The sequence below is a fragment of the Pseudomonas sp. ef1 genome, assembly GCF_007293365.2.
Classification (GTDB): Bacteria; Pseudomonadota; Gammaproteobacteria; order Pseudomonadales; family Pseudomonadaceae; genus Aquipseudomonas; species Aquipseudomonas siliginis.
The window spans coordinates 2423933-2441182 of sequence record NZ_CM129815.1; the positions used below are offsets into that span (position 1 = coordinate 2423933).

Here is a 17250-nt window from a genome sequence, read left to right on the forward strand (position 1 = left end):
AGCCATCCCTGAAACATCCTGTTTGAGGTTTTACTGCCATGGTCCGTCGTACCAAAGAGGAAGCTCAGGAAACCCGCAGCCAGATTCTGGAAGCGGCCGAGAAAGCCTTCTATGAAAGGGGGGTTGCCCGCACCACCCTGGCGGACATCGCGACCCTCGCCGGCGTGACGCGTGGCGCCATCTACTGGCATTTCAGCAACAAGGCCGATCTGGTCCAGGCGATGCTCGACAGCCTGCACGAACCGCTGGATGAACTGGCCAAGGCCAGCGAAAGCGAGGACGAACCGGACCCGCTGGGCTGCATGCGACAGTTGCTGATTCATTTGTTTCATCAAGTTGCACTGGACCCGAAAACCCGGCGCATCAACGAAATTCTGTTTCATAAGTGCGAGTTCACCGATGAAATGTGCGATCTGCGCCAGCAGCGCCGGACGGCCAGTCTCGATTGCAATCTGCGCATCGGCCTGACCCTGCGTAATGCGGTGAATCGCGGCCAGTTGCCGGAAGATCTCGACACTGCCCGCGCGGCCATCAGCATTCATGCCTACATCGACGGCCTGCTGTACGGCTGGCTGCTGGCCCCGGACAGCTTCGAACTGCATGCCGAGGCTGAACGCTGGGTCGACACCGGGCTGGACATGCTGCGCCTGAGCCCAAGCCTGCGCAAATGAAACAAAATGCGCAATGGCCCGGCAGGATGTCAATCAGCCGCCATGGCTGATGATCGCGGCGGGGAGTTTAATCGTAGCGAGTCGCAGATTTTGTAGGGAAATTGTGTCGCTGTTGTTAAACGGTGTTTGCTTGCGCTTGTCCTGCGCCAATAGCAAAAAGCCCCTGACTCTCACAAGTCAGGGGCTTTCTTATTTCTGCGCTACAGCCTGATTACAAGGTCGGATAGTCGATGTAACCGACCGGACCTTTACCGTAGAAAGTCTCTGGATGCGGCTCGTTCAGCGGCGCATCAGCCTGCAAACGTGCCGGCAGGTCCGGGTTGGCAATGAACGGCACGCCGAACGCCACCGCGTCAGCCTTACCGCTGGCCAGCCACGCGTTGGCGCTTTCCTTGGTGAATTTCTCGTTGGCGATGTACGGGCCACCGAAAGCTTCTTTCAGTTGCGGGCCGAGGCTGTCGGCGCCTTCTTTTTCACGCGAGCAGATGAACGCGATGCCACGCTTGCCCAGTTCACGGGCGACGTAGGTGAAGGTCTCGGCAAGATTGTCATCGCCCATGTCGTGGGAATCGGCACGCGGTGCCAGGTGCACACCAACGCGGCCAGCGCCCCAGACTTCGATCGCGGCGTCGGTCACTTCCAGCAGCAGGCGCGCACGGTTTTCCAGCGAGCCGCCGTACTGGTCGGTGCGCTGGTTGGTGCTGCTTTGCAGGAACTGGTCGAGCAGGTAGCCGTTGGCGCCGTGGATTTCCACGCCGTCGAAACCGGCGGCCTTGGCGTTCTCGGCACCGGTGCGGTAGGCGTCGACGATGTCGGCGATTTCAGCGGTTTCCAGAGCGCGCGGCGTTGGGTAGTCGGCCAGCGGACGCACCAGGCTGACATGGCCCTTTGGCTGGATGGCGCTAGGCGCAACCGGTGCTTCACCGTTCAGGTAGGAAGGGTGAGAAATGCGGCCAACGTGCCACAGTTGCAGGAAGATCTTGCCGCCGGCGCCGTGAATCGCCTTGGTCACGTTGGCCCAGCCACGCACTTGATCGTTGGACCAGATGCCCGGGGTGTCCGGGTAGCCGACGCCCATCGGCGTTACCGAAGTGGCTTCACTGAGGATCAGGCCGGCCGAGGCGCGTTGTACGTAGTATTCGGCCATCAGCGCGTTCGGCACACGGCCTTCGTCGGCGCGGCAGCGGGTCAGCGGGGCCATGATGATGCGGTTGTTCAGCTCGATGTCGCCGAGTTTGATCGGGTCGAAAATAGTCGCCATGTCTAAAAGCCTCTCTTTAATAAAGGAAGTTGATCAGTTGGAAGCAGGGGCCAGCTCGGCATTGCCGTTCTGGCGGAAGGTAATCAGGGTTACCAGCAGGGCCAGTACAGCCAGCGCGGCGGCAGCCAGTGGCACGCTGGTCAGGCCGTAGCCGTGGGCGATGACGCTGCCGCCGACCCAGGCGCCAAGGGCGTTGCCGACGTTGAAAGCGCCGATGTTCAGGGTCGAAACCAGGTTCGGGGCAGCCTTGCCGAAGGTCACCACGTTGACTTGCAGCGCCGGCACAGCGGCGAAACACGCGGTGGCCCAGAGGAACAGGGTGATCTCGGTCGGGATCAGCGCAACGCTGGTCCAGCTCAACACCGTGGACACCACGGCCATGGCGATGAACACGCCGATCAGCGTGGCGGCCATGCCTTTGTCGGCGAGTTTGCCGCCGATGATGTTGCCGACCGTCAGGCCCAGACCGATGAGCATCAGCGTCCAGGTCACGCCACGCGGCGACACACCGGTGACTTCGCCAAGCAGTGGGGCGACGTAGGTGAACAGGGTGAAGACCGAGGCGGCGAACAGCGCGGTCATGCTCAGTGACAGCCAGATGCCGGCGCCTTTGAGCGCGGCGAGTTCGGCGCGCATGTCGAGTTTCTCTTCGTCACGCTTGGCCGGCAGAAAGCGGATCAGGCCGATCAGCGCGATCACACCGATGACGGTCACTGCCCAGAAGGTCGAACGCCAGCCGGCTTCCTGACCCAATGCGGTGCCCAGTGGTACGCCAAGCACGTTGGCCAGGGTCAGACCGGTGAACATCAAGGCTACTGCCGAGGCACGTTTGTTGGGCGCGACCAGATTGGCCGCCACCACCGAGCCGATGCCGAAGAACGCACCGTGGCACAGCGCCGTGACTACCCGGGCAAACATCAGCACGTTGTAGTCGCTGGCGATGGCGCAGAGCAGGTTGCCGACAATGAAGATGCCCATCAACGCCACCAGCGCGGCCTTGCGCGGCAGCTTCGCGGTGGCCAGCGCCATGAACGGCGCACCGATGGCCACGCCCAAGGCGTAACCGGTGACCAGCCAGCCGGCGCCGGGAATCGACACACCGAGATCCGCCGCCACGTCGGGCAGCAGGCCCATGATGACGAACTCGGTGGTGCCAATGGCGAAGGCGCTCAGGGCGAGGATGAGAAGCGAAAGGGGCATGCAGGTTTCCTTGTCGGCTGACTGACGTTAAGGGTCAGAGCTCTTTACTGAGAGTGCTGAGAAACGCCTGGATGACGTCCTCGTTACGTTTGAAGAAATGCCACTGCCCGGCCTTCTGGCTGCTGATCAGCCCGGCCCGTTGCAACGTCGCCAGATGGGCCGACACGGTCGATTGCGACAGGCCGCAACGCTGATCTATCTGCCCGGCGCAAATACCGTATTCGTGGTTGTGCAACTGCTCGGGGAATTCGCCTTTCGGGTCTTTCAGCCAGTTGAGGATGTCTCGCCGTACTGGGTGCGCCAGGGCTTTTATTATTTCGTCGAGGTCGAGGTTCATGGCTTGGGCTCGTGGTGGCAGTGGCGATATATCGCGATGGAGCGAACTTTAAATCGTTGGATCACGATATACCAATATGAATTCGGTCTGACGAACGCATAAATCGCTATATCGGGTTATAACGATACGAGGATGCTGGAGGAGCGACCGCAGTGCTAAGCTGCGCTCATGAATTATCTCGCGCATTTGCATCTCGGCGGCCAGCGCCCCGGTCAGTTACTCGGCAGTCTCTATGGCGACTTCGTCAAAGGTCGTCTGCAAGGCCAGTTCGACCCGGAGGTAGAGGCGGCGATTGCGCTGCATCGGCGCATTGACGTGTTCACCGATCGGCATCCACTGGTGGACACTGCCCTGGGCCGCTTTACCGAAACGCGCCGACGCTATGCCGGAATCGTCCTCGATGTGTTTTTCGATCATTGTCTTGCGCGGGACTGGACGCTGTATGCCGACCGGCCGCTGGAGCAGTTCACCGCAGACGTCTATCAGGTGCTGTCTCGCGAACGGCAATTGCCGGAGCGGCTGGCAAAGATCGCCCCGCACATGGTCGCCAACGACTGGCTGGGCTCGTATCGCGAATTTGAGGTGCTGGAACAGGTGCTGCGCGGGATCTCGCGACGCCTGACCAGGCCGGAGGAATTGGCCGGGGCAATGGCGGAGTTGCGGCGGTTGTATGAGCCGCTGAGTGAGGACTTCAGCTTGTTTTATCCGCAATTGCAGGATTTCGCACAAAACTCTGATCCACTGAAGATCTGAATGTGGGAGCGAGCCTGCTCGCGAATGCGGTGTCTCAGCCAATATAGATGCTGAATGGCACGACGCCTTCGCGAGCAGGCTCGCTCCCACAGGGGATTTGTATTTTCAGGCGGCGATCAAATCGCCTGCGCGACGCGGTTCGGCAGGTTTCGCCACCTCACCAAACAACACCTTCTGCACCGCCTGCTGCGCTTCGAACGCCAGCGCCGCGCGCTCGCGGCCCTGACAGGCAATCGGCTTGAGCAGATGCACCTGGACATCGCCGCAGTCATGGCTGAACAGGCGCATCAGATGCGAGAGCAAATCATCGTCACCAATGAACGGCGCCAGCGTATCGATTTCGCCGTCACGCAGATAACGAATCGCCACCGGTTGCAGCATCACCTCGGAATCGATCGCCGCCGACAGCAGGCGACCGTGAAAGGTGCGCAGCGAACGGCCATCGGTGGTGGTGCCTTCGGGGAACATCAGCAGTGCATGTTCGGTCTGCAGATGGCGGGTCATCTGCTTGCGGATCAACTGGCTGTCGCCCGAGCCCCGGCGGATGAACAGGCTGCCGGCCTTGGCCGCGAGCCAGCCGGCCACCGGCCAGGTGCGCACCTCGGCTTTGGACAGAAACGACAGCGGCGTGAGCATGCCCAGCAGCGGAATATCGGTCCACGACACGTGATTGCTGACCCACAGCATCGGCTGTTTCGGCAGCTCGCCATGCACGCTCACGCGAAACGGCAGGGCGTTGCTCAGCCGCGCCATGAAGAAGCGCGACCAGCGCTGACGCCGCTCCATCGAGTGCGCCAGACCAATGCGCTCGAACACGCCGAATACGCTGGCCATGGTCAGCCCCAGCGTCACCACCAGCAGCACTCGCGCGATTCGCGCGTACACCCGCAACCGGCTCATCACACCGCCGCCTTGAAGTGTTTGGCGTAGCGCGGGCAGAGTTCGTCGCGCTTGAGCAGGATGAACACGTCGGCCACCTGGAAGTCTTCGTCCCAGCACGGCTCGCCGCAGATCTTCGCACCGAGGCGCATGTAAGCCTTGAGCAGCGGCGGCATTTCGGCGATGACGTTGGACGGGATATCCAGCGTCGGCAGCGGATTTTTCGGCTCGGCGCGCAGGTGTTCGGTGCACAGATAACGTTCGCGCAGACGCTGCATGATCGCGTGGGCCTGAATGCCGCCGTCCTGCATCGGGATGCTCGCGCAACCCATCAGGTAGCTGTAGCCGCCCTGATTGAGCACTTCGGCCAATTCGCCCCAGAGCACGGCGATGGTGCCGCCGTTGCGGTACGCCGGATCGACGCAGGTGCGGCCGATTTCCAGGATCGGGCCTTGCAGATGGGCGAGGCCGTGCAGGCTGAATTCTTCTTCGCTATAGAACTTGCCGAGGCTGCTGGCGGCGGTGTGATCGAGCAGACGCGTGGTCGCCACCAGGCGCCCGGTGTTCAGATCACGCACGCCGATGTGGCTGCAGTGAACATCATAATCATCCATGTCCAGACCCAGTTCGGCGCCTTTCAGTTTGGCGTTGAACTCGCCGCTGAAGACGGCGAAGCGCAGGGCCTGGGCTTGCTGCAAGGCTTCGGCGCCGATCAGGCGTTCGGCTTGCAGGCGGCGTTCATTGCCGGTGTCGCTGATGCGGGCGATTTGCGTCATGTGAATCTCCGTACGGGCCTTTAACCCGTCGTGGGTTGCAGCCGATCGACTTTCTTTATGCAGCCGTGTTGTGCAAAGTCAGGCTATGTAGCCCCGGTGTCATCGCCATGAACGTTCGGTGATGCTTATATGACAGCCCACAAGGAGGCGCCCATGCCCTGGCCAGATCTGCTGCACCGCCGTGAACGCTTGCCCGCCGCTGCTGATCTGGCCGAGGGCTTTGCAACGTTGTTGCAGGCGCTGGGCAACGTCACGCCGTTCGAATTGGCGGTGGCCGGCGGGCGGCGGATGGCGACGCCGGGGCTGGCGTTTCTGGTGGGTTATCAGGCGGCGCTGCGCATGTTGTGGCCGAGCGCGCCGCTGAGCCTCGGCGCCTTGTGCGCGACCGAACAACGCAGCCTGCGTCCGGCCGATATGCAAACGCGGCTGAAAGATTTGCGCCTGAGCGGGCGCAAGGATTTCGTCACCGCAGGCGACGCCGCCGATTGGTTACTGGTGGCTGCGCGCAATGAGGAGCCTGGCGAAACACCGCGCCTGAGTCTGGCGGTGGTGTATCCCGGCGAGCCCGGCGTGAGGGTGGAAAAACTGCCCGCCTTGCCATTAATGCCGGACATCAGCCACGGCCGCCTGTACCTCGACGGCGTCCTGTGCGAATTGCTCGCTGGCGATGGCTGGGACGCCTACGTCAAACCGTTTCGCACCCTTGAAGATGTCTACGTGCTCAGCGCCATGACCGCGTGGTTGTACGGCGTCGGCCAGGACAGCGACTGGCCGCAGGCCCTGCAACTGCGTTTGCTGGCGCTGCTGGCCGGGTGCGCCGAGGCCAGTCGGCAAGCGCCGAACAATCCGCCCGGGCATGTGCTGCTGGGCGGGTTGTTTGCGCAGTTTGAATCACTCAAGACCGAGGTAGATCAGGCGTTGGTGCAGGGTGATCCTGCGTGGGCGGCGATGTGGCAGCGTGATCAAGGCGTGATGCAATTGGCTGCAGGGGCCCGGGCCAAGCGCTTGGCCAAGGCTCTTGCGTTGGCCTGACTGGCCTCATCGCGGGCAAGCCCGCTCCCACAGGTTTCAAAGGTGTTCATGAAATGTGTGTTCACTTGGGACCCCTGTGGGAGCTGGCTTGCCAGCGATGGCAATTTCATGGACGACCAACATCTAAAATTTGTCATAAACCCCGACTAGTCTCGACAGGTTCATTCCCTGAGCGCCCACCATGTTCAAAGGCCTGTCCCTGTTCCTGCTGCTGATCAGCCTCACCGTCCGGGCCGAACAATGGCCGAATGAGCAATGGCCCATCGCCCCGCAGATCACCGGCCCGGCCGTCGAGGCGCTGGAAAACTACGCCTTCGCGCCCCGCAACGACGTCACCCGCGAAGGCATCCGCACCGACGCCTTGCTGATCATCCACGACGGCCAGATCATCTACGAACGCTACGCCGCTCCGACCACTGCACAGACACCGCATCTGACCTGGTCGATCAGCAAAAGCCTGCTGGCAACGGTCCTCGGCGTGGCCTACGGCGAAGGCCGGTTCAAGCTCGACGATCCAGCGCTGAAGTTCTACCCGGCGCTGGAAAAACACCCGGCGATCACCCTCGGCCATCTGCTGAACTGGGCCTCCGGTCTGGATTGGCAGGAGGACTACGAATACGCCCCGCTGAAATCCTCGGTGGTGGCAATGCTCTACACCCGCGGCCATCGCGACATGGCCGCGTTCACCGCCGCACACGACAGTTATGCCGCAGCGGGTCAGGCTTTCCGTTATTCCAGCGGTGACAGCAATCTGCTCGCCGCTGCCCTGAAAACCATGGTCGGCCCAGCACGTTACGCCGACTATCCGTGGACAGCATTGTTCGAGCCGTTGGGCATTCGCCACGCCGTGTGGGAAAGCGATGCCAGCGGCACCTTTGTCGCCTCGTCCTATGCCTATCTCACCGCGCGGGATCTGGCGCGGGTCGGTCTGTTGATGGCGCGCGGCGGGCGCTGGAACGATCGGCAGTTGCTGCCCGAGGATTGGCTCGCGTTCAACCTCACACCGTTTGCCGGCTACAAGGCGCATCAGGACGAAGCCGTACCCGGCGGCCATTGGTGGCTCAATCGTCCTGTCGGCGGCGCCACATCACCATGGCCCGACGCCCCACCCGACACCTTCGCCGCCCTCGGCCACTGGGGCCAGGCGCTGTACGTGATGCCCAGCGAGAAACTGGTGATCGTGCGTTACGGCGATGACCGCGATGGCAGCTACCGGCACAACGAACTGCTCAAACGCGTGTTGCAGGCGGTGCGGCGATGAAGCGCTTTCTATTGTTGCTGTTGGTCGTGCTGCTCGGCTGGGGTTGGTATGAACGGGAAAACCTCTGGGCTTTCCCGGACATCATCAGCGCCTACACCGCCAAGGAATATTGCTCGTGTCGTTATGTGATGAACAACGACGCCGGGTATTGCCGTGGCTATGTGAAGCAATGGCTGCCAACCAGCGGTTTTACCGATGACGCTTCGAGCAAAACCATCACCGTCAGCGGCATGGGCCGCAGCAACAGCGCGCAGTGGCTGAGCGAACGCCAGGGCTGTCGCTTACAGCCTTGAAAGATCGCAGCCTTCGGCAGCACCTACTTTGGAATGCGTTCCCCTGTAGGAGCTGCCGAAGGCTGCGATCTTTTGATCTTGATGTTGCAATAAACCCAAGGGCGGTTAAGGTTCGTGCAGGTTTATCGCCCCCACGAGTGTTCAATGTTCAACCGCTCCCTCTATACAACCTTCGCCAGTCTGCTGTTGACCGCCGCTGCGCTGCCGGCCCAGGCCAATTGGTATCTGGACGGCGAGTCGTCGCGGCTGTCGTTCGTCAGCACCAAAAATGCCAGCGTGTCGGAGGTGCAGCGCTTTCTGGTGCTGCACGGCAAGGTCGACCCCAATGGTCGCGCCGAGGTCGAAGTCGAGCTCGAATCGATCAACAGCGGCATCCCCCTGCGTGATGAGCGCATGCGCAAGGAGCTGTTCCAGATCGAGCAGTTTCCCGCAGCCACCATCACCACCCAAATCGACCTGCGCCCGATCAACGATCTGGCCCCCGGCGCGCAGCTGGAGTTGCGACTGCCGCTGACCGTCAGCCTGCACGGCAAGCAGCACGAATACCCGGCCGAGTTGCTCGCCACGCGTCTGGATGATCGGCGCTTTCAGGTGGTCACGCTGGAGCCGCTGGTGATCAATGCCGAGGATTTCGATCTGGCGCCTGGCCTGGAAAACCTGCGCAAACTCGCCGATCTGTCGGCGATCAGTCTGTCGGTGCCGGTGGGTGCGGTGCTGATTTTCACGGCGCGCTGACATGCGCGGTGCGGTGTTCCCCTGGCGTGACGGCAACCGTTTCGAACTGTTGATCGACGGCCCGCAGTTCTTTCCGCGCATGCTCGAGCACATCGCTGGAGCTTCAGAACAGATCGAACTGGAGCTGTACCTGGTCGAGGCCGGCGCCTGCGCCGAAGCCATCGTCCAGGCACTGGTCGCGGCGGCCGAGCGCGGCGTGCGCGTGCGTTGCCTGTTCGATGATTACGGCAGCCTCGCGTTCACGCTGCATCTGCGTCAGCGTCTGACCCAGGCCGGGGTCGAACTGCGTTTTTACAATCGCCTGAGCTGGCGGCGCTGGGTCGGCAACTTCTATCGCGACCACCGTAAATTGCTGCTGGTCGACCAATGCCTGGCAGTGGTCGGCGGCACCGGCGTGACCGATGAATTCTGGACGCCGGGCCATGATGTCAGCGAGTGGCACGAGGTGATGGTCGAGATCAGCGGCCCGTTGGTGATCGATTGGCAATTGCTGTTTGATCGCCAGTGGATCGCCAACCGTTACCGCCGCGCCTGGCGTCCGGCTGCGCATTTTGGTCTGCCGCGTTTGCCGCGCGTACCGGACAAGGGCGAAGGCATGGGCCGCGTGGCCTACGCCGACGCCCGCCAGCACCGCGACATTCTGCAATCGCTGTTTCGCGCGCTGAACAGCGGGCAAAAACGTATCTGGATGGCCACGCCGTACTTTCTGCCGACCTGGAAAATCCGCCGCTCCCTGCGCAAGGCTGCCGCGCGCGGCGTCGATGTGCGGTTGCTGCTGACCGGGCCGCGCACCGATCACCCGTCCGTGCGCTACGCCGGGCATCGCTACTACCCGCGCCTGCTCAAGGCCGGCGTGCAGATCTTCGAATACCAGCCGTGTTTCCTGCACCTGAAAATGGTTCTGGTCGACGAATGGGTAAGCATCGGTTCGTGCAACTTCGATCACTGGAATCTGCGCTTCAATCTGGAGGCGAATCTGGAAGCACTGGACCCGGCGTTGACGGCAGCGGTGGAGGCGAGCTTTGTGAAGGACTTCGGCTTGAGTCAGCTGGTGAGCCTGGAGGAATGGCAGCGCCGACCGTTGTGGCGGCGGATCAAGCAGCGGGTGTGGGGCTGGGTGGATCGGTTGGTGGTGAATATTCTCGATAGACGCGGTTGAAGCAAGATCAAAAGATCGCAGCCTTCGGCAGCTCCTACAATGGCAGGGTGTACACCCTGTAGGAGCTGCCGAAGGCTGCGATCTTTTGCTTTTGATCGTTCCCACGCTCCGCGTGGGAACGATCAGTGCAGGGGGGCGGTGTGCTTGCTGTTACAGCAGTTCAAAGCTCTGCTGCGTCACCGCCTGCGAATCCAGGCCGATCTGTACGTTGAACTTGCCAGGCTCGGCCGCGTATTTGAGCTGGGCGTTGTAGAACTTCAGGTCTTCCTCGGTAATGGTGAAGTGCACGACCTTCTGTTCGCCGGCCTTGAGCATGATCTTCTGGAAGTTCTTCAGTTCTTTCACCGGGCGGATCATCGAACCGGTGACGTCCTGGATGTACAACTGCACCACGGTTTCGCCGTCACGCTTGCCGGTGTTCTTGACCATGACGCTGGCGTCGAGCTTGCCGCTGGCGTTCAGGGTGGTCGATGACAGCGCCATATCGCTCAGGGCGAAGGTGGTGTAGCTCAAGCCATAACCGAACGGAAACAGCGGGCCGGTGGTGTCATCGAAATACTGCGAGGTGTAGTTGCCCGGTTTGCCCGGGGTGAACGGCCGGCCGATACTCAGGTGGTTGTAGTAGGTCGGGATCTGGCCCACGGAACGCGGGAAGGTCACCGGCAATTTGCCCGACGGGTTGTAGTCGCCGAACAGCACGTCGGCGATGGCGTTGCCGCCCTCGGTGCCGCTGAACCAGGTTTCCAGAATCGCATCGGCCGACTGGTTTTCTTCGAGAATCGTCAGCGGACGGCCGTTCATCAACACCAGCACCAACGGCTTGCCGGTGGCTTTCAGCGCTCGGATCAATTCGCGCTGGGTTTCCGGGATGTTCAGGTCAGTGCGGCTCGAGGATTCGTGGGACATGCCACGGGATTCGCCCACTGCTGCAACGATCACGTCAGCATCCTTCGCCGCTTTCACCGCTTCGTCGATCAGCACGTTGGCCGGGCGCGGGTCATCGACCACTTCCGGGGCATCGAAGTTGAGGAAGTTCAGGTAGTCGAGGACCTTCTTGTCGCCCGTGATGTTGGCGCCACGGGCGTAGATCAGGTTGGCCTTGTCGCCGATCACCGAACTCATGCCATCGAACAGCGTGACCGATTGCGCCGGACGTCCGGCGGCGGCCCAGCTGCCCATCATGTCGATCGGCGCTTTCGCCAATGGGCCGACCAGCGCGATTTTCGCGTCTTTCTTCAGCGGCAGGGTTTCGTTGTGGTTCTTCAGCAGCACCAGACTGCGACGTGCCACTTCGCGGGCCTCGGCGCGATGCAGGCGGCTTTCGGCGTAGGTGTCGGCCGGGTCATCTTCAGCTTTGCCGATGCGCAGGTACGGGTCCTTGAACAGGCCCATGTCGTACTTGGCCGCGAGCACTTCGCGCACAGCGTTGTCGATGTCTTTCTGTTCGATCTCGCCGGACTTGAGCAGCCCCGGCAGCTCTTTGCCGTAGAGGGTGTCGTTCATGCTCATGTCGATGCCGGCCTTGATCGCTAGCTTCGCCGCTTCGCGACCGTCGCGGGCGACGCCGTGCTTGATCAGTTCGAAGATCGCGCCGTGATCGCTGACCGCCAGGCCTTTGAAGCCCCAGTCCTTGCGCAGCAGGTCGTTCATCAGCCAGGTGTTGGCCGTGGCCGGAATGCCGTTGATCGAGTTCAACGCCACCATCACACCGCCAGCACCGGCATCGATCGCGGCGCGGTAGGGCGGCAGGTAATCCTGGTACATCTTCACCGGGCTCATGTCGACGGTGTTGTAGTCGCGACCGCCCTCGACCGCGCCGTAAAGGGCGAAGTGCTTGACGCTGGCCATGATGCTGTCGGCGGCGCTCGGGGTCTCGCCCTGATAGGCCTTGACCATGACTTTGGCGATGCGCGAGGTCAGGTAGGTGTCTTCGCCGAAACCTTCGGAACTGCGGCCCCAGCGTGGATCGCGGGAGATATCCACCATCGGCGCGAAGGTGATGTCGAGGCTGTCAGCGGCGGCCTCTTTAGCCGCAACGCGACCGGACTGGCCGATGGCGTCCATGTCCCAACTCGACGCAAGGGCCAGCGGAATCGGGAAAATCGTACGGTGACCGTGGATCACGTCGTACGCGAAAAACATCGGAATCTTCAGGCGACTGCGCATGGCCGCGTCCTGCATCGGACGGTTTTCCGCGCGGGTGATCGAGTTGAACGTGCCACCGATGTTGCCGCCGGCAATTTCCTTGCGGATCAGTTCGCGGGGCATTTCCGGGCCGATGCTGATCAGGCGCAACTGGCCGATCTTCTCGTCGAGGGTCATTTGTTTCATCAGGTTGCTGATGAAAGCGTCCTTGTTTTCCAAAGGTACCGGGGTCGTGGCGGCCAGTACCTGATGACTGGCCAGGCTGACGAACAGACCCAGCAAACACAGCTTCTTCATGAATTTTTTCTCTAGAGCCCAAACGGTGATGTAACACCGGCCAGCCAAAATGTAGGGAGCGACTATTGTTGTTCGGGTGCCGGCGCAAAATCCTGAGCCGGAAAACCGCAGCCGACAGCGGCAACGTGAACGTGAAGGGCACTTTTTAGCCGATTAACCCGTCGCATGCCAGTGGCGGCGCCGATTATGCCCCAACCGCTGGCCGGGAATGCCCAGCGCTCGGTTTTTAAATCAAATGTGTCATGGAGCATCACTGCAATGAATATCAGCTCAACCTCCCGTTCACGGCTACAGATCGCCACGTTGCTGGTGTTCGCCACGCTGTTGACCGCGTGCGGCATCAACAATATCCCGACCCTCGACGAACAGGCCAAAGCCGCGTGGGGCCAGGTGCAGAACCAGTACCAGCGCCGTGCCGACCTGATCCCCAATCTGGTGGAAACCGTGAAGGGCTATGCCGCCCATGAGCAGGAAACCCTGACCGCCGTGATTGAAGCGCGGGCCAAGGCGACGTCGATTCAGGTCGATGCCAGCACCCTCGACAACCCCGAGAAGCTCAAGCAGTTCCAGCAGGCGCAGGATCAACTGACCGGCGCATTGAGCCGTTTGATGGTGGTCTCCGAGCGCTATCCGGATCTGAAGGCCAACCAGAACTTCCTCGCCTTGCAGTCGCAACTTGAAGGCACGGAAAACCGGATTGCCGTGGCGCGTCGCGACTTCATTCTGGCGGTGCAGAAGTACAACACCGAGATCCGCACCTTCCCCGGTCGCTTGTGGCACAGCGTGATGTACAGCGATCTGCCGATGCGCGAGACCTTCGAAGCCACCACGCCCGGCGCGGAGAAGGCCCCGGAAGTGAAATTCTGATTCGAGGTCGTCCATGCGTGTGTTGAAACTAAGCCTGGTGCTGATGCTGTGGCTGTTCGCCGTCAGCGCCCGGGCCGAATTGACGTTTCCGCCGCTGAGCGGGCGCGTGGTCGATCAGGCGCAAATGCTCGAGCCATCGATTCGCGCGCAACTGAGCCAGCAATTGCAGGCGCACGAGCAGGCCACCGGCGAGCAATTGGTGGTGGTCACGTTGCCCGATCTGCAGGGCACCACCATCGAGGATTTCGGCGTTCAGCTCGGTCGGCACTGGGGCATCGGTCAGAAAGACAAGAACAACGGCGCCTTGCTGATCGTCGCGCGTGACGAGCGCAAACTGCGCATCGAAGTCGGCTATGGCCTGGAGGATCGCCTGACCGATGCGCAGTCGTCGGTGATCATTCATCAGGTCATCACGCCAGCGTTCAAGGCCGGCAATTTCAGCAAAGGCATCAGCGATGGCGTTGCGGCGATGCTGGTGGTGCTGGGTGGCAATCCGCTGGACGAACCGTCGACCGTGTACGAATCCAGCGGCGACCCGGCGGATGATTTCATCTCGCGGCACCCTGCGCTGTTCATGTTCCTGGTGATGTTGTTCATCCTGACGGTGTTTGTCTGCCAGATGCTCGGTATCCTGCCTGCCGGCCGGGGTGGCTCCGGAGGAGGGGGCGGCTTTGGCGGAGGCGGCGGATTCGGCGGCGGTGGCGGTGGCGGCTTCAGCGGTGGCGGGGGCAGTTTCGGCGGCGGCGGTTCGTCCGGCGGCTGGTGAGATCAAAAGAATAATGAGCAGGCATTTTTCGACATGGCATTACTGACTGAACACGAACAACGCAAAGTCGCCGAGGCCATTGCCCGGGTCGAGCGCAATACCGACGCCGAGCTGGTCACGGTGCTCGCTGCCCGTGCCGACGATTACGCGTACATCCCGCTGCTCTGGGCCAGTCTGCTGGCCCTGGTGTTGCCGGGCATCGTCCACTACTTCACCGGCTGGCTGACCCTGCACAGTCTGCTGCTGGTGCAATGGGGCATGTTCATCGTCCTCTGCCTGTTGTTCCGCCTGCCGAAAATCACCACGCATCTGGTCCCGCGCCGCGTGCGCCACTGGCGCGCCTCCAACCTGGCGCGGCGGCAGTTTCTCGAACAGAACCTGCACCACACCGTGGGCAGCACCGGCATGCTGATTTTTGTCTGCGAGGCTGAGCGCTATGTGGAGATTCTGGTGGACGAGGGTATTTCCAGACGGCTGGATAACAGCAACTGGGACGCGATTGTCGCAGCGTTCACCGAACAGGTCCGCCAGGGCCGCACGCTGGAAGGGTTTGTCACGTGCGTGGAGGCGTGTGGTGAGTTGTTGAAGGTGCACGTGCCGGTGACGCAGGTGCGGAACGAGTTGCCGAATCGGTTGGTGGTGTTGGGGTAGATCAAAAGCTCGCAGCCTTCGGCAGCTCCTGCAGGAGAATGCATTCCAATTGTAGGAGCTGCCGAAGGCTGCGATCTTTTGATTTTCGCCGTTGGGTAAATAAGAAGGTGTCCCCAACCCCCATCCCCCCTAAAATACCCGCCATTCCCGATTCCGCCCGTCCGAGGCCGCTTGTCCATGTCCGTTTCCGCTGCTTCCGCGCCGTCCGCCAAACCGGCCGCCGATCACCACGCCCAGTTCATCGAGCTGCTGCAAGCCAGCCTCGACGACAGCGGTTTCATCAAGCTGGTGCTGGCCAAGTACGTCGGTGAAGAGGCGGATCTGCAACGGGTCATCATCAAACCGGTGACGGTCAAGGCGCAGCCGTGCCTGTCATTCGTTTATCGCTACAAGACCCGCGACATCACCAAAAATCTGCCGCTGAGCGAAGGCGTGGCGCTGATCGCCGGGCTGCTGCCGGCCTCGTTCAAAAATGCTCATTTACTGGCGCTGACCGACGAAGCGCAGCTGGAATACAGCAAAAAGGGCAAGAGTTCGCTGTTCAAGAGCAAACCTCAGCAATTGCGTGAAGCGCCTTCGGCCGAGCACAACCGCGAGAAAAGCCGCTTCCTCGAATTGAGCCGTCCGTTCCTCAAGGACCTGGGCGTGACCAATGCGCAACAGGAGCTGATCCCGGCGATGTCGCGCAAGTGGAAGCAGATCAACAAGTTCATCGAAGTGTTCAGCCATGCCCTGACCTCGTCGCCGCTGGCGCTGGACAAACCGGTGCGGGTCGCCGATTTCGGTTCGGGCAAGGGCTACCTGACGTTCGCCATTCACGACTACCTGCGCAACACGCTCAAGGCCGAGGGCGAAGTCACTGGCGTCGAGCTGCGCGAAGAAATGGTCAACCTGTGCAACGCCGCAGCGGCGAAGCTCGAGCATCCGGGGCTGGTGTTCAAGTGCGGTGACGTGCGCACGGTGGCGCCGAGCGAACTGGACGTGATGATCGCCCTGCATGCGTGCGACATCGCTACCGATTACGCGATCCACACCGGCATCCGCTCGGGTGCGTCGATCATCATGTGCTCACCGTGCTGTCACAAACAGATCCGCCTGCAGATCCAGAGCCCGGCGCTGCTCAAGCCGATGCTGCAATACGGCTTGCACCTCGGCCAGCAGGCGGAAATGGTCACCGACAGCTTGCGCGCGTTATTCCTCGAAGCCTGCGGTTACGAGACCAAGGTCTTCGAATTCATTTCGCTGGAACACACCAACAAGAACAAGATGATTCTCGCGGTGAAACGCGCCGAGCCGGTTAATCCAGCGCAATTGTTGGCAAAGATCGCAGAGCTGAAAGCGTTCTATCACATCAGCGAACACTGCCTGGAAACACTGCTGCGCGCTGACGGCTATATGCCTTAACAGGCAGCTGCAAGCTTCAAGCGGCAAGCTGCAAGTTGAAGCATGACGCTGGTGTCCCTGATTTGGGTGATCCTGCTTTTTCTTGCAGCTTGCAGCTTGCAGCTCAATTTAGGTCTACCTTGAATACTCCCCAGACCTTTCCCCGAGGAGTTTTCCCATGGCCGCGAAAAAGATCCTGATGCTGGTCGGCGATTACGTCGAAGACTACGAAGTGATGGTGCCGTTCCAGGCCCTGCAGATGGTCGGCCACACGGTCCACGCCGTGTGCCCGGACAAGTCCGCCGGCAGCACCGTGCGCACGGCGATTCATGATTTTGAAGGTGATCAGACCTACAGCGAAAAACCCGGTCATCTGTTCGCGCTCAATTTCGACTTCGCCAAGGCCCGCGAAGCCGATTACGACGCGCTGCTGATTCCCGGCGGTCGCGCTCCGGAGTACCTGCGGCTGAACGACAAAGTCCTCGAACTGGTGCGCGCCTTCGACAACGCTGGCAAGCCTATCGCAGCGGTCTGCCATGGCGCGCAACTGCTCGCGGCGGCGGGTGTGCTCGAGGGGCGTGAGTGCAGCGCGTATCCGGCCTGCGCCCCGGAAGTGCGTCTGGCCGGTGGCACCTATATCGACATTCCGGTGACCGACGGCCATGTTCAGGGAAATTTCGCCACCGCTCCGGCGTGGCCGGCGCATCCTAAATGGCTGGCCGGTTTCCTCGGTCTGCTCGGTACGAAAATCACCTTGTAGTCGAGGCAAGCGACAGATCGCAGG

18 protein-coding genes are annotated in these 17250 nt (G+C 61.5%); 12 read left to right on the top strand and 6 right to left on the bottom strand.

All coding sequences use genetic code 11. The annotated features are described in order from the left end of the window. Positions 1 to 38 precede the first annotated feature (38 nt). Complete coding sequence (emhR, locus tag FEE99_RS10955; protein WP_016771330.1) at positions 39 to 671, top strand: efflux system transcriptional repressor EmhR; 633 nt, start codon at positions 39 to 41, stop codon at positions 669 to 671. Between the two features lie 211 nt (positions 672 to 882). Here emhR and FEE99_RS10960 read toward each other — a convergent pair whose 3' ends face one another. Genes FEE99_RS10960 through FEE99_RS10970 form a run of 3 tightly spaced genes read right to left on the bottom strand, consistent with a single transcriptional unit; the run spans position 883 to position 3469 of the window. Beyond that, entirely contained in the window at positions 883 to 1932 is a 1050-nt protein-coding gene (locus tag FEE99_RS10960) for an alkene reductase (RefSeq protein WP_041478907.1), read from the bottom strand. Positions 1933 to 1965: 33 nt separating this feature from the next. After that, entirely contained in the window at positions 1966 to 3132 is a 1167-nt protein-coding gene (locus FEE99_RS10965) for an MFS transporter (protein ID WP_016771328.1), read from the bottom strand. A gap of 34 nt (positions 3133 to 3166) precedes the next feature. After that, entirely contained in the window at positions 3167 to 3469 is a 303-nt protein-coding gene (locus FEE99_RS10970) for an ArsR/SmtB family transcription factor (protein ID WP_016771327.1), read from the bottom strand. 168 nt (positions 3470 to 3637) lie between these two features. Here FEE99_RS10970 and FEE99_RS10975 point away from each other — a divergent pair, with 168 nt between their 5' ends. Next, positions 3638 to 4222 carry an acyl carrier protein phosphodiesterase gene (locus FEE99_RS10975; protein WP_041478906.1) on the top strand — a complete coding sequence of 195 codons (585 nt, stop codon included), beginning with the start codon at positions 3638 to 3640 and terminating at the stop codon, positions 4220 to 4222. A gap of 105 nt (positions 4223 to 4327) precedes the next feature. On the opposite strand, the gene FEE99_RS10980 is transcribed toward FEE99_RS10975, so the two are convergent. Together FEE99_RS10980 and olsB are read right to left on the bottom strand one after the other, a co-directional pair. Further along, positions 4328 to 5122: a lysophospholipid acyltransferase family protein gene (locus FEE99_RS10980; RefSeq protein WP_041478905.1), complete on the bottom strand. Its 795-nt coding sequence runs from the start codon at positions 5120 to 5122 to the stop codon at positions 4328 to 4330. After that, positions 5122 to 5877, bottom strand: coding sequence for an L-ornithine N(alpha)-acyltransferase (gene olsB / locus FEE99_RS10985; protein ID WP_016771324.1), 756 nt, complete (start codon positions 5875 to 5877; stop codon positions 5122 to 5124). The genes FEE99_RS10980 and olsB overlap by 1 nt, the downstream gene beginning before the upstream one ends. Before the next feature lie 153 nt (positions 5878 to 6030). Between olsB and FEE99_RS10990 the strand changes: the two genes are divergently transcribed. The 5 genes from FEE99_RS10990 to FEE99_RS11010 all read left to right on the top strand — a co-directional run bounded on the left by FEE99_RS10990 (position 6031) and on the right by FEE99_RS11010 (position 10357). Then, on the top strand, positions 6031 to 6909 hold the full coding sequence (locus FEE99_RS10990; protein WP_041478904.1) for an acyl-CoA dehydrogenase family protein: 879 nt from the start codon (positions 6031 to 6033) through the stop codon (positions 6907 to 6909). A gap of 181 nt (positions 6910 to 7090) precedes the next feature. Further along, positions 7091 to 8170 (top strand): serine hydrolase domain-containing protein, encoded by a 1080-nt coding sequence (locus FEE99_RS10995; RefSeq protein WP_041478903.1) that lies wholly within the window; start codon positions 7091 to 7093, stop codon positions 8168 to 8170. Next, positions 8167 to 8463 carry a hypothetical protein gene (locus tag FEE99_RS11000; RefSeq protein WP_041478902.1) on the top strand — a complete coding sequence of 99 codons (297 nt, stop codon included), beginning with the start codon at positions 8167 to 8169 and terminating at the stop codon, positions 8461 to 8463. Before FEE99_RS10995 ends, FEE99_RS11000 begins: the two co-directional genes overlap by 4 nt. A 144-nt stretch (positions 8464 to 8607) precedes the next feature. After that, positions 8608 to 9198, top strand: a complete 591-nt coding sequence (locus FEE99_RS11005) for a YceI family protein (protein ID WP_039762684.1) — start codon at positions 8608 to 8610, stop codon at positions 9196 to 9198. Position 9199: 1 nt separating this feature from the next. Further along, positions 9200 to 10357, top strand: coding sequence for a phospholipase D-like domain-containing protein (locus tag FEE99_RS11010; protein WP_041478901.1), 1158 nt, complete (start codon positions 9200 to 9202; stop codon positions 10355 to 10357). Between the two features lie 150 nt (positions 10358 to 10507). Here the strand turns inward: FEE99_RS11010 and bglX are convergent, their stop codons facing one another. Further along, positions 10508 to 12799, bottom strand: coding sequence for a beta-glucosidase BglX (gene bglX / locus FEE99_RS11015; RefSeq protein ID WP_041478900.1), 2292 nt, complete (start codon positions 12797 to 12799; stop codon positions 10508 to 10510). Positions 12800 to 13057: 258 nt separating this feature from the next. On the opposite strand from bglX, the gene FEE99_RS11020 reads away from it, so the two are divergent. The 5 genes from FEE99_RS11020 to FEE99_RS11040 all read left to right on the top strand — a co-directional run bounded on the left by FEE99_RS11020 (position 13058) and on the right by FEE99_RS11040 (position 17226). Next, positions 13058 to 13666: a LemA family protein gene (locus FEE99_RS11020; RefSeq protein ID WP_024011957.1), complete on the top strand. Its 609-nt coding sequence runs from the start codon at positions 13058 to 13060 to the stop codon at positions 13664 to 13666. Between the two features lie 13 nt (positions 13667 to 13679). Continuing rightward, positions 13680 to 14432 (top strand): TPM domain-containing protein, encoded by a 753-nt coding sequence (locus FEE99_RS11025; RefSeq protein ID WP_039762691.1) that lies wholly within the window; start codon positions 13680 to 13682, stop codon positions 14430 to 14432. A gap of 33 nt (positions 14433 to 14465) precedes the next feature. Next, a complete protein-coding gene (locus tag FEE99_RS11030) occupies positions 14466 to 15083 on the top strand; it encodes a TPM domain-containing protein (RefSeq protein ID WP_041478899.1) in 618 nt (205 codons plus the stop codon). 177 nt (positions 15084 to 15260) lie between these two features. Next, on the top strand, positions 15261 to 16487 hold the full coding sequence (locus tag FEE99_RS11035; protein WP_041478898.1) for a class I SAM-dependent methyltransferase: 1227 nt from the start codon (positions 15261 to 15263) through the stop codon (positions 16485 to 16487). A gap of 157 nt (positions 16488 to 16644) precedes the next feature. Beyond that, positions 16645 to 17226, top strand: a complete 582-nt coding sequence (locus FEE99_RS11040; RefSeq protein ID WP_041478897.1) for a DJ-1/PfpI family protein — start codon at positions 16645 to 16647, stop codon at positions 17224 to 17226. The last annotated feature ends 24 nt before the right edge of the window (positions 17227 to 17250 follow it).

Excerpts from the sequence above, each read along its gene's own strand:
- olsB (WP_016771324.1), bottom strand. The coding sequence starts at position 5,877 with ATGACGCAAATCGCCCGCATCAGCGACACCGGCAATGAACGCCGCCTG.
- FEE99_RS11025 (WP_039762691.1), top strand. The coding sequence starts at position 13,680 with ATGCGTGTGTTGAAACTAAGCCTGGTGCTGATGCTGTGGCTGTTCGCC.
- FEE99_RS10975 (WP_041478906.1), top strand. The coding sequence starts at position 3,638 with ATGAATTATCTCGCGCATTTGCATCTCGGCGGCCAGCGCCCCGGTCAG.
- FEE99_RS11005 (WP_039762684.1), top strand. The coding sequence starts at position 8,608 with ATGTTCAACCGCTCCCTCTATACAACCTTCGCCAGTCTGCTGTTGACC.
- FEE99_RS11035 (WP_041478898.1), top strand. The coding sequence starts at position 15,261 with ATGTCCGTTTCCGCTGCTTCCGCGCCGTCCGCCAAACCGGCCGCCGAT.
- FEE99_RS11000 (WP_041478902.1), top strand. The coding sequence starts at position 8,167 with ATGAAGCGCTTTCTATTGTTGCTGTTGGTCGTGCTGCTCGGCTGGGGT.
- FEE99_RS10995 (WP_041478903.1), top strand. The coding sequence starts at position 7,091 with ATGTTCAAAGGCCTGTCCCTGTTCCTGCTGCTGATCAGCCTCACCGTC.
- FEE99_RS11040 (WP_041478897.1), top strand. The coding sequence starts at position 16,645 with ATGGCCGCGAAAAAGATCCTGATGCTGGTCGGCGATTACGTCGAAGAC.
- FEE99_RS11020 (WP_024011957.1), top strand. The coding sequence starts at position 13,058 with ATGAATATCAGCTCAACCTCCCGTTCACGGCTACAGATCGCCACGTTG.
- FEE99_RS11030 (WP_041478899.1), top strand. The coding sequence starts at position 14,466 with ATGGCATTACTGACTGAACACGAACAACGCAAAGTCGCCGAGGCCATT.
- FEE99_RS10960 (WP_041478907.1), bottom strand. The coding sequence starts at position 1,932 with ATGGCGACTATTTTCGACCCGATCAAACTCGGCGACATCGAGCTGAAC.
- FEE99_RS10990 (WP_041478904.1), top strand. The coding sequence starts at position 6,031 with ATGCCCTGGCCAGATCTGCTGCACCGCCGTGAACGCTTGCCCGCCGCT.
- FEE99_RS10970 (WP_016771327.1), bottom strand. The coding sequence starts at position 3,469 with ATGAACCTCGACCTCGACGAAATAATAAAAGCCCTGGCGCACCCAGTA.
- FEE99_RS10965 (WP_016771328.1), bottom strand. The coding sequence starts at position 3,132 with ATGCCCCTTTCGCTTCTCATCCTCGCCCTGAGCGCCTTCGCCATTGGC.
- FEE99_RS11010 (WP_041478901.1), top strand. The coding sequence starts at position 9,200 with ATGCGCGGTGCGGTGTTCCCCTGGCGTGACGGCAACCGTTTCGAACTG.
- bglX (WP_041478900.1), bottom strand. The coding sequence starts at position 12,799 with ATGAAGAAGCTGTGTTTGCTGGGTCTGTTCGTCAGCCTGGCCAGTCAT.
- FEE99_RS10980 (WP_041478905.1), bottom strand. The coding sequence starts at position 5,122 with ATGAGCCGGTTGCGGGTGTACGCGCGAATCGCGCGAGTGCTGCTGGTG.
- emhR (WP_016771330.1), top strand. The coding sequence starts at position 39 with ATGGTCCGTCGTACCAAAGAGGAAGCTCAGGAAACCCGCAGCCAGATT.